The organism is Paractinoplanes ovalisporus (genome assembly GCF_016834655.1).
GTDB lineage: Bacteria > Actinomycetota > Actinomycetes > Mycobacteriales > Micromonosporaceae > Actinoplanes > Actinoplanes ovalisporus.
Genome location: NZ_JAENHP010000006.1, coordinates 403291 through 420613 on the forward strand (window position 1 = coordinate 403291; position 17323 = coordinate 420613).

The following is a 17323-nucleotide window of genomic DNA, read 5'->3' on the forward strand; positions in this document are numbered from 1 at the left end:
TCCTGGTGCTGAACGGCAGGACGCCGTCCGTCAAGGACGTGGCAGCGGCCGCCGGCGTCTCGCTGGGCACCGTCTCCAACGTGATGAATCGGCCCGAGGTGGTCAGCGCACGCACCCGTGAGCGCGTCGAGCGGGCGATGGCCGAGCTCGGGTTCGTCCGCAACGAGTCGGCCCGGCAGTTGCGGGCCGGCACGAGCCGCACCCTGGCCTACGTGATGCTCGACGGCACCAACCCGTTCTTCCACGACGTCGCGCAGGGCATCGAGTTCGCCGCCGAAGACGCCGACCTGTCGCTGTTCATCTGCAACAGCAACAGCCGCGCGGCCCGCGAAGAGGTGCACCTCGACCGCCTGCTCCAGCAGCGCGTGCAGGGCATCCTGATCACCCCCGTCGACCCCGCCGCCCCCCACCTCGACGAGCTGGTCCGCCGGGGCGTCCCCTTGGTGATCGTCGACCGCGTGCGAGGCGCCGACAGCTGCTGCTCGGTAGCCGTGGACGACGTCCTGGGCGGCCGCATCGCCGTGGAGCACCTGGCCGAACAGGGCCACACCCGGGTCGCGTTCATCGGCGGCCCCGAGTCGATCGGCCAGGTCCACGAGCGTCTGCAGGGCGCGCGCGAGATCTGGGAGTCGCTGGGCCACGACCCCGAAGACCTGATCTACCTGCCGACCGACTCCCTCTCGGTGGCGGAGGGCCGCTCGGCCGGTGAACGCCTGGCCGGCCTGGCCGCGCGGCGCCGCCCCACGGCCGCGTTCTGCGCCAACGATTTGCTGGCGCTGGGCTTGCTGCAACAGAGCATCGGCGCGGGCTTGCGGGTCCCCGACGACTTGGCCATCGTAGGTTTCGACGACATCGAGTTCGCCGCCGCGGCGGCCGTGCCCCTGACGTCGGTGCGTCAGCCCCGCCAGGAGCTGGGCCGGGCAGCCGCCCAGCTGGTCCTCGACGAGGCCACCAACCCGAACCACCGCCACCAGCAGTTGCAGTTCCAGCCCGAACTGGTGGCCCGAGCCTCAACCGCCACCCGCGCCCGCGCCCTGTAGCTCATCCAGGGGTCCCGCCCGGCTCGTGTCCTGCGGTCCCGTTTCGGCCTCGCGCCCTGTGGTCCCGTTTCGGCCTTGCGCCCTGTGGTCCCGTCGCGCGCTCGGTTCCCTGCCGGCGGCGCGGCTCCCGGCATCGGCGGACCGACGTGTGGATCTTCGCAACGCACCGAACAAGATCGTTGTCGGGCGGAGCAGCCACCACCTCCCCCGCCCGCCCAGGGAAAGAAGACGGGGTGAACCTACCTCGGAGCGGCACCACGAGGGCTGCGATGTGCACAGAAGCGGCTATCCGGAATCGGGGCTATCCACAGGCCTTCGGGCGGCAGGGGTTGCGTGCTCACGGACTGCGATCGCTGGCGTCGTCGGCGCTACCTGGAGTCATAGGTGGGCGCTTTGTCGCTTGTGGTACTGAGTGGGTCGCGCCGACAACCGGTCCTCACGCACGGGGCTGCCCTAACGACCCGGCTCAATCGCGCACGCCGTGGACGATTCCGCGACCGTCGCCGCCCACCTGCTGAGCCGGGCACGACCAAGCCGCAAAGCCGGTGGTCGGTTGTCGGGAGGGCGTGCTGAGTAAGCCGCGCCTGCCGGATCAGCATTCTGAGTGGGTCGTGCCTGCTGGGAGGACACGCTGAGCGGGTTGCGCCCGTGGGAAGGGGGCAGCTGCTTGGGTGCCGTTCCGTGGTGGTCCCGCGCGCACTTGGCGCCGCACCCGCTAGAACGTCAGGACAGTGCCCTGGGCGGGTCGCGCCGGCCGTAACGGCGTCCTAAGCAGCCACACCAGCCAAAGGGGCTCGCTGAGAGGAGGCGCACCCATGGGACGGCTGTGGAGTGGGCCCGAGCCGGACAGAGGCCGAGCGTGCTCGCGATGCCCGGAACGACCTGGCATCAGGCCGGCGCGAGGGCGAGGGGAAAGGGTGCGACGCCCAGCCGGCCCGCGGCGGCCGCGGCTGACGGTAGCCGCGGACGCCGGAGGGGGGTGGGCCGGCTGGACGTCGCGAGGGGGGATCAGAAGTTCGAGCCGAAATAACCCGAGTCGACGGTCTGGATGTGGAGCAATCCGGCCAACCGGCTGGTCACCGGGCGCGCCTCCAGGTGGAGGCGGGCGATGTTCAGGCCGCTGTCGCCGATGACCGCCAACAGGGCCAGCTCGCCCACCGCGTAGACCGACAGGTAACCGCCCTGGTTGCGGATCGTCACCTCCTGGAAGGTGCCCTGGTTGAGGGCTGCGCCGCAGGTGCGGCTGATGCCGTGCGCGCCCGCGGCCAGGGCCGCGATGTCGTGGGGCTCGGGGCCGGCCACCGTGTCGTGCAGGATCAGCAGGCCGTCGACGCCGGCGATGACGCAGCCGCGCACCCCGGTGACCTGGTGGCGTAGCGCGGCCAGCTCGGCCCGGACGGCCTGGAACGGATCGGAGGGTTGCACGTCTTTCTCCAGGGGTGGGTGGCCTGCGGGAGGGGTGGAGAACTACAACGCGCGCAGGGCGACCAGCACGCGGTCGAGCACTTCGTCGTCCGTGACGTACGGCCGGCCCAGCAAGCTGAGCAGGTCGGAAGCTTCGTCGTCGGTCTCGGGCTGATCGAGACGGTGCCGTCGGGGGAGCAGTCCTTCGGCGGTGTCGGGGACCTGGATGGCGTCGCTGAGGTCGACAGTGCCGCCGCCGAGGTCGCGGGGGAGAAGGGAGGTGCCGTTGAGAGATGTGGTGGGTGAGGTGAGCGCCCGCGGTGAAGCGGATACGGGCGCCAGCTCCCGCGCGTACGAGGCCAGGATCGACCCGAACTCGCGCCGCGCCATCGCCAGGTTGGCCCCGGCCCGGCGCAGCACCAGGTGGGCGACGAGCGGCGCCTCCGAACCCACCAGCCGTACGACGTGGAACGCGTCGACGCTGGTGAGAAGGATGTCGCTGAGCTCGTCGCCGCCGTTCCCGTCGAGGAGCACGAGACCGGCCGCCGCCGCGGCGAGTGTGACGGCGGCGGCGGATTCCTGTTCGGTCGGCGCTGTCTCACCCGCCCACCACAGCACTCTTGGACCTTCTGGGTCCAGCAGAGACACCGCGTGGGCGCCGGGGATTCCCAGCGCCTCCGTCAGCGGCGGCACGGACATCAGCTGAGGCCGGCGTCCAGCTGCTTCATGACGAGACGGGACTGCGTCAGGATCATGCCCGTGTTCGCGGTCTTGCGGGCGACCACGACCGCGGCGAGTTCCTGGTTGGTGCTGCGCAGGAAGACGTGCACGTGCGACTCGCTCTGCGCCATGAACTCCTGGAAGTAGTGGCGGTCGTCGAGCACGCCGTAGCGGGCCTTGAAGATGTCTTCGATCATCACCACGTTGCGACCCTGGAACAGGTCGAACGTGGCCGCCGCGAGCAGGTCGAGCACCTCGCCGGGGTGCTCGTCCAGGGTGTCGACGGCAAGCAGCATGCCGGTCGACATGTCGACGAGGCCGGCGCCGACGCACTCGGGCACCTGGGCGCGGAACTGCTTCACGGCGTCGCCGATCAGCTGGGTGGTGCTCCGGATGCCGAGTCCGGTCTCGTCAACGGCCGTCATACGTCGAGCTCCGCTTCGATCTTCCGCAGCTGGTGCCGGGCCAGACCCAGGTTGGCGCGGTTCTTGTTCAGGGCCAGGTAGAGGAAGAACGCCTCGTTCCCACGGCCCTGGAGCAGACGGATCAGGTGGTACTGGGTGTCGAGGGTGATCAGGATGTCCTCGATGGTGTCGGCCAGGCCCAGCATTTCGAGCGTGCGGACCTTGGCGCGGATCACGTCGGTGTTGCCGGCGGCGGCGATGTTCATGTCCATGTTCAGACCGCCACCCATGACACCCAGCGTCAGACCGCTGGTGTAGTCGACGAGCGCAACGCCGATCGCGCCCTCGATCGTCATGGCTTCCTTCAGGGAAGTCTCGATGTTCGCCACTTGCTCCTCCTCCTCGCGCCGTCACTGTCGGTCACGAGCTTGGGACCCGTGCGGGTTGTCGGCGCCAACAGTGGCACGTCATAGGTGCTATGAGCAGTGATCAGGGACCAATTCGTGCAGGTCAGACCGAAGATCGAGGGGTCGCATGATCGGACGACCCCGTCGGGGGTCAACCGAACGGCATGGAGATGGCCGTTTCGTCGGATGGACACGATGCATCATGCCCCACCAAACGGAGTGGAAAGTTTCCTTGAGCGACGGCCGGGGTCACTGCCAGGTAGAGAAGCCGAACATTACCTGAGTGACGGCTGGGAGCCGTGATGTCTTGACCGGCGGTGCCACGGGGCCGTAATCTGTCGGCAATCAATGAAACGTTTCACAGCCGTCCAAACCCCCTCGAAGGACGCCATGACGAACCCCGCAGTCCGTGACCTCCTCGATCGCAGCAACCGGCTCGGCGCCGACCCGCGCAACACCAATTACGCCGGCGGCAACACCTCGGCCAAGGGCCGTGAGACCGACCCGGTCACCGGCGAGCCCACCGACCTGCTGTGGGTCAAGGGCTCCGGCGGCGACCTCGGCACCCTCACCGAAAAAGGTCTCGCCGTGCTCCGCCTGGACCGGCTGCGGGCATTGACCGGCACCTATCCGGGCGTCGAGCGCGAGGACGAGATGGTCGCCGCGTTCGATTACTGTCTGCACGGCCGGGGCGGGGCCGCCCCCTCGATCGACACCGCCATGCACGGCCTGGTCGACGTCGCGCACGTCGACCACCTGCACCCCGACTCCGGCATCGCCATCGCCACCGCGGCCGACGGCCCGGCGCTGACCAAGGAGATCTTCGGCGACCGGGTGCTGTGGGTGCCGTGGCGCCGCCCCGGGTTCCAGCTCGGGCTCGACATCGCCGCCGTCCAGAAGGCCAACCCGCAGGCCATCGGCGTCATCCTCGGCGGCCACGGCATCACGGCGTGGGGCGCTTCGAGCGAGGAGTGCGAGCGTAATTCGCGGGAAATCATCCAGAAGGCCGCGGAATACCTGGCGCAGAACGGGCAGAAAGCGCCATTCGGCAAGGCCAAAGCGACAAGCCTCGCAGAAGACGAACGACACGAACGTGCGGCGGAACTTTTCCCGGTTCTTCGAGGCCTGGCCTCCACTGACCGTACGCAGGTCGGCCATTACACCGACACCGCCGAGGTGCTCGACTTCGTCAACAGCGAACGCCTGGAGGAGTTGGCTGCCAAGGGCACGAGCTGCCCCGACCACTTTCTGCGCACCAAGGTCAAGCCGATGGTGCTCGACACCGCCCCCGACGCCCCGCTCGACGAGGTCGTGGCCCGGGCCAAGGAGCTGCACGAGGCCTACCGCGAGGACTACCGCGGCTACTACGAGCGGCACGCCACCGCCGACAGCCCGGCCATCCGCGGCGCCGACCCGGCCATCGTGCTGGTGCCCGGCGTCGGCATGTTCTCGTTCGGCGCCAACAAGCAGACCGCCCGCGTCGCCGGCGAGTTCTATGTCAACGCCATCAACGTGATGCGCGGCGCCGAGTCGGTGTCGACCTACGCCCCGATCGACGAGGCCGAGAAGTTCCGCATCGAGTACTGGGCTCTCGAGGAGGCCAAGCTCCAGCGGATGCCCAAGCCGAAGCCCCTGGCCACCCGCATCGCGTACGTGACCGGCGGCGGTTCCGGCATCGGCCGCGCGATCGCCCTGCGCCTCGCGGCCGAGGGCGCCTGCGTAGTGGTCGCGGACCGCGACGCGGAAGCCGCAAAACGGACGGCGGACGAGATCGGAGGCAGCGACGTCGCGGTGGCAACGGAAGCCGACGTGACCAGCGTGGCCGCGATCGAGAAGTCTCTGCAGGAAGCGGTGCTGAGCTTCGGCGGCGTCGACCTCGTCGTCAACAACGCCGGCCTCTCCATCTCGAAGCCGCTGCTGGAGACCACCGAGCAGGACTGGGACCTGCAGCACGACGTGATGGCCAAGGGCTCGTTCCTGGTGTCGCGCGAGACCGCCCGCATCATGCTCGCGCAGGGCCTGGGGGGCGACATCATCTACATCTCCAGCAAGAACTCGATCTTCGCCGGGCCCAACAACGTGGCGTACGGGGCGACCAAGGCCGACCAGGCCCACCAGGTACGTCTCCTCGCCGCCGAACTGGGGTCCCACGGCATCCGGGTCAACGGCATCAACCCCGACGGCGTCGTCCGGGGTTCCGGCATCTTCGCCGGTGGCTGGGGCGCCAAGCGGGCCGCGGTCTACGGCGTTCCCGAGGAGAAGCTGGGCGAGTACTACGCGCAGCGCACCCTGCTCAAGCGTGAGGTGCTGCCCGAGCACGTGGCGAACGCGGTGTTCGCGCTGACCGGCGGCGACCTCACCCACACGACCGGCCTGCACATCCCGGTGGACGCCGGCGTGGCCGCGGCCTTCCTGCGATGACGAAGAGCTTCGCCGCGGTCGACCTCGGCGCGTCCAGTGGACGCGTCATGGTCGGCCGCGTGCAGAGCCGCGAAATCCAGATCGAAGAGGTGCACCGGTTCGCCAACGAGCCGGTGCGGACGACAAATCTGCACTGGGACATCCTGAGCCTCTATCGCGAGGTGAAGGAGGGCCTGAAAAAGGCCGGCCCGGTCGACAGCATCGGCATCGACTCGTGGGCGGTCGACTACGGCCTGCTCGACGCGAGCGGCGCCCTGCTCGGCAATCCGGTGCACTACCGCGACGGCCGCACCGACGGTGTCGAACTCGACGGGATCCCGGACGAGAATCTGTACGACACGAACGGCCTGCAGAAGCTGCCGATCAACACGATCTATCAGTTGGCCGCCGCGAAGGACACACCGCAGTTCGGGATCGCCCGGCGGATGCTGCTCATCCCCGATCTGCTGGCCTACTGGCTGACCGGCGAGATCGGCGCCGAATACACCAACGCCTCGACGACCGGGCTGCTCGACGTGCGTACGCGGGAATGGTCGTCGCCCTTGATCTCGGCGCTGAAAATCAAGCCGTCGCTGTTCCCGCCGATCTGGATGCCGGGCGCGACGATCGGCGAGCACGAGGGCACAAAGGTCGTCGCCGTCGGTTCGCACGACACGGCGTCGGCGGTCGTGGGAGTGCCGGCCGAGGGCGAGAATTTCGCCTACATCTCGTGCGGAACGTGGTCGCTGGTCGGCCTGGAACTGAACGGGCCGGTGCTCAGCGCGGAATCGCGGAAGGCCAACTTCACCAACGAGGGCGGCGTCGACGGCACCATCCGCTATCTGCGCAACGTGATGGGTCTCTGGCCGCTGCAGGAATGCATGCGCGAATGGGGTTCACCCGACATCGGTGACCTGTTGCGGAAGGCGGCCCGCGAGAAGCCGGTGGTGATCGACATCGACGACCCGGTCTTCATGCCGCCCGGCGCCATGGCCGCGCGGGTGGCGAAGGCGGCCGGACTGCCCGCCGACGCGAGCCCGGCCCTGCTCACGCGGTGCATCATGGACAGTCTGGCGCTGGCCCACCGTAAGGCGGTCGAGCAGGCCCAGCAGCTTTCGGGCCGGCATGTCGACGCGGTGCACATCGTCGGCGGGGGCGCTCGCAACGAGCTGCTCTGCCAGCTCACCGCGGACGCCTGCGGCCTGCCCGTGCTGGCCGGTCCGGTCGAGGCCACCGCGCTCGGCAACCTGCTGATCCAGGCCCGCGCGGCCGGGGTGATCGAGGGCGACCTGGCGGCGCTGCGGACGGTTCTGCGCGAGACTCAGCAGATAGTGCGGTACCAGCCCTCAACGAGGAGGTAGCCCGTGCGGATAGCGTTGTTCGCCACCTGCCTGGCCGACACGATGTTCCCCGCGGCGGCGAAGGCGACCGTCCAGCTGCTGGAACGGCTCGGCCACGAGGTGGTCTTCCCCGAGGCGCAGACCTGCTGCGGCCAGATGCACATCAACACGGGCTATCAGAAAGAAGCGGTTCCCCTCGTACGCCGTTACGTGCGCACCTTCGAGTCGTGTGACGTGGTGGTGGCGCCCTCCGGCAGTTGTGTGGGCTCGATCCGGCACCAGCACGCGACCGTCGCCCGGCAGGCCGGCGAGCCGGGTCTGGCCGCGCGCGCCGAGGCGGTCGCGAGCCGCACGTACGAGCTGTCCGAACTGCTCCTCGACGTGCTCAAGATCGAGGACGTGGGCGCCTACTACCCGCACCGGGTCACCTACCACCCGACGTGTCATTCGCTGCGGGTGCTGCGGGTCGGCGACCGGCCGCTGCGGCTGCTGCGCCAGGTGCGCGGCCTCGACCTGGTCGAGCTGCCCGCGGCCGAGCAGTGCTGCGGGTTCGGCGGCACGTTCTCGGTGAAGAACGCGGACACGTCGACCGCCATGCTCGCCGACAAGATGCGGCACGTGCTCGACACCGGCGCCGACGTCTGCACGGCCGGTGACGTGTCCTGCCTGATGCACATCGGCGGCGGCCTGTCCCGGCTGCGGACGGGTGTACGGACGGTCCACCTGGCGGAGATCCTGGCATCGACGGAGGCGCCGGCATGAGCACTCACGCACCCAAGGGCGTCGGGCATCTGCGCGGTGACGAGCCGTTCCCGGCGGCGGCGAAGGTCGCTCTGGCCAACCCGCAGCTGCGCCGCAACCTGCAGCACGCCACCACCACCATCCGGGGCAAGTCGGGCCGGGTGATCGCCGAACTGCCCGACTGGCAGGAGCTGCGCTCGGCCGGGTCGGCCCTCAAGGCGTACACGATGGCGAATCTGCCCCGGCTGCTCGAGCAGCTGGAGGAGAAGGTGACGGCCGCGGGCGGGGTCGTGCACTGGGCGGCCGACGCCACCGAGGCCAACCGGATCGTCACCGACCTGGTGCGGCGGACCGGCGAGCAGCGCGTCATCAAGGTCAAGTCGATGGCGACCCAGGAGATCGGGCTCAACGAGGCCCTGGAGGAGGCCGGGATCACGCCGGTCGAGACCGACCTGGCCGAGCTGATCGTGCAGCTGGGCCACGACAAGCCGTCGCACATCCTGGTGCCGGCCATCCACCGCAACCGCTCGGAGATCCGCGAGATCTTCCTGCGCGAGATGCCCGGCGTCGACCCGGACCTCACCGACAACCCGCCCGACCTGGCCGGGGCTGCTCGCCGCTATCTGCGGGAGACGTTCCTGTCGACCCGGGTGGCGGTGTCGGGCGCGAACTTCGGGGTGGCCGAGACCGGCACTCTCGCGGTGGTCGAGTCCGAGGGCAACGGCCGGATGTGCCTGACCCTGCCCGACACGCTGATCACGGTGATGGGCATCGAGAAGGTCGTCCCCGCGTGGGCCGACCTCGAGGTCTTCCTCCAGCTGCTGCCGCGGGCGTCGACCGGCGAGCGGATGAACCCGTACACGTCGATGTGGACCGGGGTGACGCCCGGCGACGGGCCGCAGAACTTCCACCTCGTGCTGCTCGACAACGGGCGTACGGCCGTCCTGGCCGACGAGGTGGGCCGCCAGGCGCTGCACTGCATCCGCTGCTCGGCCTGCCTCAACGTGTGCCCGGTCTATGAGCGGACCGGCGGGCACGCCTACGGGTCGGTCTATCCCGGCCCGATCGGCGCGGTGCTCTCGCCCCAGCTCACGGGGGTGGAGGACAACAGTTCCCTCCCGTACGCGTCGTCGCTGTGCGGCGCCTGCTTCGACGCGTGCCCGGTGAAGATCGACATTCCGTCCATCCTCGTGCACCTGCGGAACCAGGCCCCGCATCCACGGTCCGAGAAGGCAGCGATGGCGGCGGCGGCGTACGCGATGGACCGCCCGCGCGTCTATGAGCGCGCCCAGAAGGCGGCCCGGATCGCCAAACTGCTCGGCAAGCGGGGGCGGGGGTTGCCGCCGCCGCTCAACGGGTGGGCCGCCAGCCGTGACCTGCCCGAGCCGCCCGCCGAGACGTTCCGGGATTGGTGGCGGGGACGATGAGCAGCAAGAACCTGATCCTGCGCCGGATCCGGGAGGCGCTGGGCGACAACCCGGCGCAGCCGGAGATTCCGCGTGACTACCGGCGCGCCGCCGAGGCTCCCGTCGACCTCGATCTGCTGGTCGAGCGGCTCGAGGACTACAAGGCCGTCGTCCACCGCACGTCGGATATCTCGGACGCGATCAGCCGGATCGTCGGCGACGGTCAGGTGGTCGCGCCCCCGGGAGTGCCCGTCGAGTGGCTTCCGAGAGGGAGCAAAACCGACAACGGACTTACCGCGGCCGAAATCGCGGAGTCCGACGGCGTGGTCACGGCGGCCGCGGTGGCGATCGTGGAGACCGGCACGATCGTGCTCGACGCGTCACCGGACCAGGGCCGCCGCATCCTCTCGCTCCTGCCCGACCTGCACATCTGCGTGCTGCGCCCCGACCAGGTGGTGGCCTCCGTGCCCGAGGCCGTGGCCCGCCTGACCCCCGGCCGCCCGCTGACCTGGATCAGCGGCCCCTCCGCCACCAGCGACATCGAACTCAACCGCGTCGAGGGGGTGCACGGCCCCCGCAACCTCCACATCGTCCTCGTCGAGGAGGCAGCATGATCCTTACCCCGAAGCCCCGCCGCAAGATCCGTATCGGCCTGGTCGCCGGCGGGCTCGGCACCTACTGGCCCCAGTTCCCCCACCTGCTCCCGCAACTGCAGGAGTCCGCGCGCTACGTCTCCGAACGCTTCCAGGAGATGGACGCTGAGGTCACCGACGTCGGGTTCATCTCCGACGCGCAGGAGGGCACGGCCGCCGCCGAGAAGCTGCGCCAGGCCGACTGCGACCTGATCGTCCTGTTCCTGACCACCTATCTCACGTCGTCGATGGTGCTGCCGATCGCGCAGCGCGCCACCAGCCCGATGCTGGTCATCGACCTGCAACCGACCCAGAAGATGGACCACGCCTCCTTCGACACCGGCTCGTGGCTGGCCTACTGCGGGCAGTGCCCGGTGCCCGAGGTCGGCAACCTGTTCCGCCGCGCCGGCATCCCGTTCCGGTCGGTCACCGGCTGGCTGCGGCAGGAGTCGGCGTGGGCGCGCATCTCGCAGTGGATCACCGCCGCCCGCGTCCGGGCCGCTCTGCGCGAGGCCCGGCACGGGCTGATGGGCCACCTCTACCCCGGCATGCTCGACGTCTCGACCGACCTCACGTTGCTGCCCACCACGTTCGGCTCCCACGTCGAGGTGCTGGAGTTCGACGACCTGCGCGAACGCACCCTCGCGGCCACCGACGCCGAGGTGGCCGAGCGGATGGATCTGGCCCGCAAGATCTTCGTGCTGGACGACACGGTCAACGAGGAGGACTTCGCCTGGGGCGCCCGGGTCTCGGTCGGCCTCGACCGGCTGGCCGACGACTTCGACCTGGACAGCCTGGCCTACTACCACCGCGGCCTCGCCGGTGAGCAGCACGAACGCCTCGGCGCCGGGATGATCCTGGGCGCGTCGCTGCTGACCGCCCGCGGCATCCCGGCCACCGGCGAGTACGAGCTGCGGACGACCGTGGCCCAGCTCGCCACCCAGGTCGCCGGTGCGGGCGGGTCGTTCTGCGAGATCCAGGCGCTGAACTTCGAGGACAACGTGGTCGAGATGGGCCACGACGGCCCGGCCCACCTGGCCGTCAGCTCCAAGCAGCCGCTGCTGCGCGGCCTCGGCGTCTATCACGGCAAGCGCGGCTGGGGCGTCTCGGTCGAGTTCGACGTACGGCCCGGGCCGGTCACCCTGCTCGGGCTCGGCCAGGACCGGGACGGCTCGCTGTCGTTCATCGCGGGGGAGGGGACCGTGGTCGAGGGGCCGCTGCTCGCGATCGGCAACACCACCAGCCGCGTCGACTTCGGCCGCGACCCCGGCGAGTGGGTCGACGACTGGAGTGCCTCGGGCGTCGGCCACCACTGGTCGCTCTCGCTCGGGCACCGCGCGGCCGACTACAAGGCCGCGGCGAGTTTGCTGGGCATCGAGTTCCGCCAGGTGTGAGCCGGGTATGGGGTGGTCATGACGATTGCCGTGACCACTCCCACCGGACATGTCGGCTCCCGCGTCGTCCAGCTGCTCGTGCAGGCCGGTGAGCGGCCGCGCGTGCTCGTGCGCGACCCGGCCAAGCTCCCGGCCGAGCTGCTGCCACTCGTCGAGGTGGCGCAGGGCGACCTGCTCGACGCCGGCTTCGTGAGCGATGCCCTCAAGGGGGCGGACGCGCTGTTCTGGGCCTCGCCCGAGTCGTTCACCTCACCCGACCCGCTGGCCGACATGGTCACCATGGGTCAGAACGCCGCTTCCGCCGTACGGGGTTCCGGTGTCCCCCGGGTGCTGCAGATCAGCAGCGTCGGGGCGGAACTGCGCGGCGGCGCCGGCCTGATCGACGGGCTGGCCCGCAACGAGGAGGACCTGGCGGCGACCGGCACCGACCTGCTGACGTTGCGCTGCGGCTACTACTTCACCAACCTGCTCGGCATGCTCGACCCGTTGCGCGAGGGCGTGCTGACCACCACCGCCCCGCCGTCGCGACGCATGCCGTGGGTCGACCCGCGTGACGTGGGCGAGGTGGCCGCCGCGTGCCTGCTGGCCGGCTGGTCGGGGTCGTCGGTCGGCGCCGTGCACGGCCCGTCCGACCTGACCTGGACCGAGGTGGGCGAGATTCTGACCGCCGCGCTGGGCCGGCCGGTCTCGATCGTCCAGATCACCGACGAGCAGCTGCGCGAGGCGCTGACCGGCGCCGGCCTGAGCGAGGCGGCCGCGTCCGGCGTGGCCGGGATGACCTCCGGCATTCCCGGTGACTTCCGCCCCGAACAGCCCCGCGACGTGCGCACGACGACACCGTCGACGCTGGCCGGATGGGCGTACGCGAACCTGCGCCCGGCCCTCTCCGGCGGGACTTCAAATTGATCCACTTTGGATTACACTGCGCGCATGGTCGACGAGACGCGGGTCCATTCGGCGCGGCGCTACAACTACTGGCTCGGCGGCAAGGACAACTTCGCCGTCGACCGTGAGTCGGGTGACCTGATCGCCGCGAACTTCCCGACCATCCGCGTCACGGCCGTCGAGAACCGCGGCTTCCTGCGCCGCGCGGTCGAGTTCCTGGCCGGTGAGGCCGGCATCCGCCAGTTCCTCGACGTCGGCACCGGCCTGCCGACGGCGGACAACACCCACGAGGTGGCGCAGCGGCTGGCCCCCGACTCGCGGATCGTCTACGTCGACAACGACCCGATGGTTCTGGTGCACGCCCGCGCGCTGCTCACCAGCACCCCCGAGGGCCGCACCGCCTATCTCGAGGCCGACCTGCGCGAACCCGGCCGGATTCTGGCCGACGACACGTTGCGCGACGTGCTCGACCTGGACCAGCCGGTCGCGGTCATGCTGATCGCGGTGCTGCACTTCGTCCGCGAGACCGAGGTGGCGGTGAGCATCGTGCGGACGCTGCTCGACGCGCTGCCCTCCGGCAGCTACGTGGTGATCAGCAACGCCACCGGCGACTTCGCCGACCCCGAGACCAAGGCCCGCTTCGACGCGCTGATGGCCGCCGGCAAGCTCGACGCCTTCGTCCGCACCGCCGACGAGGTCCGCGAGCTGGTCGACGGCCTCGAGATCCTCGAGCCGGGCGTCGTGCCGGTCAGCGACTGGCGGGCCGACGGGGAATCCCAGCCGCGGCCCAAGCCCAGCGAGGTCGCGGTCTACGGCGTCGTCGCCCGCAAGCCGTAAGCCTTAGGATCACGCGGGTGACCACACCGATGCGGGTGCCGCCGTCCGAGCCCGAGCGGGAACACGCCGCCGAGCTGCTGCAGAAGGCGTGCGGAGACGGGCGCTTGACGCTCGAGCAGTTCAGCATGCGGGTCGGCCTGGTCTGGGCCGCCGAGAACACGGATGAGCTGGCCCGGGCCACCGAGGGGCTGGGTCAGACGCCGATCGTCGGGTCGGCCAGCACGGTCGACAAGGTCGTCACCGTCTTCAGCGAGAACAAGCGCCGGGGCCGCTGGCGCCTGCGCGAGTCGCGGCTCAAGGTGTTCACCCTGTTCGGGTCGACCGAGCTCGACCTGCGCGAGGTGCTGACCGACCAGGACGTCATCGAGATCGCCGGCACCTGCACGTTCGGCGAGCTCAAGGTGATCGTCCCCGAGGGCGTCGAGGTCGACCTGACCGGCACGGTCGCCTTCTCGTCGCGCAACATGCACCTGGCCGCCGTGCCCCGGGTGGCCGGCACCCCCGAGGTCCGCGTCCACATCACGACGTGGTTCAGCAACGTCGAGGTCGTCTCCCGGCCCTACACGCTGCCCAAGGCCTGACGCCCGAGCCATCTAGCCGATCTCGACCCACACGTCGTCGAGGATGCCCTGGAACTGGTCGTTGTCGGCGAACGAACCCTTGCCACCGATGCTGAACGGGATGTGGTTGCTGACCGACAGGTCGGCCGGCAGCGTCGCGCGGCCGCGGACCACGTCGTCGACCAGGATGCTCAGGCGGCTGCCGCTGCGACGGCATTCCAGCGTGTGCCAGCGGTCGTCGGCCACCCCCACACCGCTGATCGCGGCGTGGATGACCGTCCGGCGGTCGTCGACCAGCACACAACTGGGCCGCCCGGCCAGGCCGTCGATCTGCAGCTTGTACTGGCTGCCCCGGATGGAATAGCCCTTCTGCATCACGTTCTCGCCCTTGGTCGTCTGGTCGGCGGCCAGACGCACCGACGCGCCGTAGCGGATCGGCCGCTTGCCCGGGTTGAGTTCAGCCGTCGTGGGCGCGCGCAGGGCGATCCGCGGGCAGGGCTCGTCGTGGCAGGGCGTGGGGAAGACGAGGGCCTTCCCGCCGTTGCGGGCCACCGTGGCGTAGGCCCCGCCGTTGCGGCTCACCGGGCTGAGGTCGTGGCCGTGCCCGGTGACGTCGGCCAGCAGCGACGGCCCGTCGAAGGTGTAGCGGACGGTGAACGTGCTCGCGTCCGAAGGCACCGTCGCCGCCCCGGCCGAATTCGTCACTCCGGCCACCAGCAGCAGGATCAGGGCGCAGAGAAGGGAGCGTCGGGACACCCGGATCACCCGAACGACGCGTAGCGCCTCTGGGCCTGCCCGCCGATCGTGGTGAAGTCGCCGCCCGCGGCCACCGTGCCCCGGTCCGGGTCCACCGCCAGCGTGCGGACGCCGACCACGCCGTTCGCCTGGGGCGCCCAGCGCGAGAGCGAGCCGTCGCGCTCCACCGCGGCCAGCTTGACCCGCCGCACCGACCCGGCGTCGCACTCGCCGTTGTCCGCGTCGTCGCCGTTCGCGCAGGCCCGGTCGAAGTGCCCGCCCACATAGGCGACGCCGTCGAGCACCGCGACGGCCTGGGCGTCACCGTCGAAGACCCGCGTCCACCGGTTCCGCCCGGCCGACGTGAACGCCATCGCCCGGCCGCCCGCCCCGCCCATCGCGGCGTAGACCCCCGAACCGTCCACGGCGAGGGCGTGCACGACGGCCGGCGCCGAGGCCCGGAAGCCCCGGTCGGCGTCGCCGCTGCCGTCGCCGCGCACCGCGACGAGGTGACGGCGGAAGGCGCCGCCCAGATAGACGCGTTGCCCGCGCACGGCGAGGGCGTTGACGACCCCATCGGCCCAGGGCGTCCAGTCGTCGTCGAGCCGGTCACCGGCCAGCGAGAACGCGGCCACGTGCCCCCGGTCGTCGCCGTCGACCCCGGTGATCGTGCCCGCCGCGTACAGGCGGCCGTTGCCGACGGCGAGCGCGCGCACGCTGCCGTCGATGCTGTGGTCGAACGAGGCGACCCCGCCGTCCCCAGCGTCGATCCGGGCGATCGCCTCGCGGTCCTCGCCGTTCACCTCGTCGAAGTCCCCACCCACGTAGACATAGCCGGGCACGACGGCCAGGGCCCGTACGGTGTCGTCGGCCGAAGGCGCCCAGTCGAGCAGTTCGCCGGTGCGTCCCGAGAAGGCGGCGATCCGGTTGCGGGTCACGGTCCGGCCCTCGATCGTCATGCGGGTGAAGGAGCCGCCGACATAGACGGTGTCCCCCCGGTAGGCGATCGCGTAGACCGAGCCGTTGAACGAGGGCGCCGACCGGGCCGCACTCGCGCCGACCACCGCGAGGGCCGGCTGCCCGGAGGCGCACACCGCGAGGGCCGCAACCCCGGCCACCACCGCGCGCCGTACATGCTGAGAGATACGCACGCCGTGTCAACGCGCCACGCACGGAAAGGTCGCGACGGCGGATAGGATCATTGTCGGGTGTGCCGGGAAGTCTGGTCGGCGATCGCTTCGCCGACCCCTGGAGACGCCCGTGCCCACCCCCGCGCGCCTGCTCGCTGCCCTGCGCACCGAGACCACCGCCGGCTTCCTGCTGCTCGGCGCGGCCGTCACCGGGCTGATCCTGGCCAATTCGCCCTGGTCGGATGCCTATCACCGGCTGGCCGGGGCCGATCTGGGGCTGACCGTCTCGCAGTGGGCCTCGGACGGGCTGCTGGCCGTCTTCTTCTTCGTGGCCGGGCTGGAACTCAAGCGCGAGTTCGTCGCCGGTGACCTCCGCGATCCGCGCCGGGCCACGCTGCCGATGGCGGCCGCGGTCGGCGGCATGATCGTGCCGGCCCTGCTCTACACCGCGATCGTCCTGGTCGCCGGGGGTGACGGCCTGAGCGGCTGGGCGGTGCCGGTCGCCACCGACATCGCGTTCGCCCTGGCCGTGCTCGGCGTGATCGGCCGGAGTCTGCCGCCCGGCCTGCGCCTGTTCCTGCTCACCCTGGCCGTGGTCGACGACCTGCTGGCCATCGCCGTGATCGCGGTCTTCTACACCTCCTCCCTGCACCTCGTCCCGTTGCTGCTCACCGTCCTGCCGCTCGCCGCATTCGGGTTCGGAACCCAGCGGGGTGTCCGCGCGTGGTGGGCCCTGCTGCCCCTGGCCGCCGCCACCTGGGCGCTGATGCACGAGTCGGGGGTGCACGCCACGGTCGCCGGGGTGCTGCTGGCGTTCACCGTGCCGGTGCGCGGGCCCGCCCTGGCCGAGCGGTTCGAGCACTGGTGGCGGCCCGTCTCGGCCGGGATCGCGGTGCCGGTGTTCGCCTTCTTCGCGGCCGGGGTCACGGTCGGCGGCAGCTTCGGGACGGTGCTGGGCGACCCGGTCACGATCGGCATCGTGGTCGGGCTGGTGCTCGGCAAGACGATCGGCATCACCGGCGCCACCTGGCTGGTGCAGCGCTTCACCCGGGCCGAGCTGCCCCGCGACGTGGCCTGGCCCGACCTGCTGGGCCTGGCCATGCTGGGCGGGATCGGCTTCACCGTCTCGCTGCTGATCGGGGAGCTGGCCTTCGGCGCGGCCCCGGAACCGAAGGTCGGCGTGCTCGGCGGATCGCTGATCGCGGCGGTGAGCGCAACCGTGTTGCTCCGCGCCCGCGACCGGTACTACCGGAAATCTCAAGACGTCCAGGACGCCGTCGATTAACTC

General features: G+C 70.6%; 17 protein-coding genes. 11 read left to right on the forward strand and 6 right to left on the reverse strand.

Annotated features, from left to right (window positions below; all coding sequences use genetic code 11):
• Nucleotides 1-5 precede the first annotated feature (5 nt).
• Nucleotides 6-1040, forward strand: coding sequence for a LacI family DNA-binding transcriptional regulator (locus tag JIG36_RS21910; protein WP_203378199.1), 1035 nt, complete (start codon nt 6-8; stop codon nt 1038-1040).
• Between the two features lie 1008 nt (nt 1041-2048).
• Here JIG36_RS21910 and JIG36_RS21915 read toward each other — a convergent pair.
• The 4 genes from JIG36_RS21915 to JIG36_RS21930 all read right to left on the reverse strand — a co-directional run bounded on the left by JIG36_RS21915 (nt 2049) and on the right by JIG36_RS21930 (nt 3957).
• The gene (locus JIG36_RS21915) at nt 2049-2465 is read right to left on the reverse strand and encodes a roadblock/LC7 domain-containing protein (RefSeq protein ID WP_203378200.1); all 417 of its coding nucleotides are present in this window, start codon (nt 2463-2465) and stop codon (nt 2049-2051) included.
• Between the two features lie 42 nt (nt 2466-2507).
• Nucleotides 2508-3062, reverse strand: a complete 555-nt coding sequence (locus tag JIG36_RS21920) for a hypothetical protein (protein ID WP_236047861.1) — start codon at nt 3060-3062, stop codon at nt 2508-2510.
• 80 nt (nt 3063-3142) lie between these two features.
• Nucleotides 3143-3589, reverse strand: coding sequence for a hypothetical protein (locus JIG36_RS21925; protein WP_203378202.1), 447 nt, complete (start codon nt 3587-3589; stop codon nt 3143-3145).
• The gene (locus JIG36_RS21930) at nt 3586-3957 is read right to left on the reverse strand and encodes a hypothetical protein (protein ID WP_203378203.1); all 372 of its coding nucleotides are present in this window, start codon (nt 3955-3957) and stop codon (nt 3586-3588) included. Before JIG36_RS21930 ends, JIG36_RS21925 begins: the two co-directional genes overlap by 4 nt.
• A gap of 408 nt (nt 3958-4365) precedes the next feature.
• Between JIG36_RS21930 and JIG36_RS21935 the strand changes: the two genes are divergently transcribed.
• Genes JIG36_RS21935 through JIG36_RS21975 form a run of 9 tightly spaced genes read left to right on the forward strand, consistent with a single transcriptional unit; the run spans nt 4366 to nt 14191 of the window.
• Nucleotides 4366-6396 carry a bifunctional aldolase/short-chain dehydrogenase gene (locus JIG36_RS21935; RefSeq protein ID WP_203378204.1) on the forward strand — a complete coding sequence of 677 codons (2031 nt, stop codon included), beginning with the start codon at nt 4366-4368 and terminating at the stop codon, nt 6394-6396.
• A complete protein-coding gene (locus JIG36_RS21940) occupies nt 6393-7736 on the forward strand; it encodes a rhamnulokinase (protein ID WP_203378205.1) in 1344 nt (447 codons plus the stop codon). Before JIG36_RS21935 ends, JIG36_RS21940 begins: the two co-directional genes overlap by 4 nt.
• 3 nt (nt 7737-7739) lie before the next feature.
• Entirely contained in the window at nt 7740-8477 is a 738-nt protein-coding gene (locus JIG36_RS21945; RefSeq protein WP_203378206.1) for a (Fe-S)-binding protein, read from the forward strand.
• Nucleotides 8474-9883: a LutB/LldF family L-lactate oxidation iron-sulfur protein gene (locus JIG36_RS21950; protein ID WP_203378207.1), complete on the forward strand. Its 1410-nt coding sequence runs from the start codon at nt 8474-8476 to the stop codon at nt 9881-9883. Before JIG36_RS21945 ends, JIG36_RS21950 begins: the two co-directional genes overlap by 4 nt.
• Nucleotides 9880-10476 carry a LutC/YkgG family protein gene (locus JIG36_RS21955; RefSeq protein ID WP_203378208.1) on the forward strand — a complete coding sequence of 199 codons (597 nt, stop codon included), beginning with the start codon at nt 9880-9882 and terminating at the stop codon, nt 10474-10476. The genes JIG36_RS21950 and JIG36_RS21955 overlap by 4 nt, the downstream gene beginning before the upstream one ends.
• Nucleotides 10473-11888: an L-fucose/L-arabinose isomerase family protein gene (locus JIG36_RS21960; RefSeq protein WP_203378209.1), complete on the forward strand. Its 1416-nt coding sequence runs from the start codon at nt 10473-10475 to the stop codon at nt 11886-11888. Before JIG36_RS21955 ends, JIG36_RS21960 begins: the two co-directional genes overlap by 4 nt.
• 18 nt (nt 11889-11906) lie before the next feature.
• Nucleotides 11907-12794 (forward strand): NmrA family NAD(P)-binding protein, encoded by an 888-nt coding sequence (locus tag JIG36_RS21965; protein WP_203378210.1) that lies wholly within the window; start codon nt 11907-11909, stop codon nt 12792-12794.
• Between the two features lie 24 nt (nt 12795-12818).
• On the forward strand, nt 12819-13610 hold the full coding sequence (locus JIG36_RS21970) for an SAM-dependent methyltransferase (protein WP_203378211.1): 792 nt from the start codon (nt 12819-12821) through the stop codon (nt 13608-13610).
• A gap of 17 nt (nt 13611-13627) precedes the next feature.
• Nucleotides 13628-14191: a DUF1707 SHOCT-like domain-containing protein gene (locus JIG36_RS21975; RefSeq protein WP_307872845.1), complete on the forward strand. Its 564-nt coding sequence runs from the start codon at nt 13628-13630 to the stop codon at nt 14189-14191.
• A 12-nt stretch (nt 14192-14203) separates the two neighbouring features.
• Here JIG36_RS21975 and JIG36_RS21980 read toward each other — a convergent pair whose 3' ends face one another.
• On the reverse strand, nt 14204-14926 hold the full coding sequence (locus JIG36_RS21980) for a LamG domain-containing protein (protein ID WP_307872846.1): 723 nt from the start codon (nt 14924-14926) through the stop codon (nt 14204-14206).
• 5 nt (nt 14927-14931) lie between these two features.
• Nucleotides 14932-16056 (reverse strand): hypothetical protein, encoded by a 1125-nt coding sequence (locus tag JIG36_RS21985; RefSeq protein WP_203378212.1) that lies wholly within the window; start codon nt 16054-16056, stop codon nt 14932-14934.
• Between the two features lie 109 nt (nt 16057-16165).
• Between JIG36_RS21985 and nhaA the strand changes: the two genes are divergently transcribed.
• Nucleotides 16166-17320, forward strand: coding sequence for a Na+/H+ antiporter NhaA (gene nhaA / locus JIG36_RS21990; RefSeq protein ID WP_307872847.1), 1155 nt, complete (start codon nt 16166-16168; stop codon nt 17318-17320).
• The last annotated feature ends 3 nt before the right edge of the window (nt 17321-17323 follow it).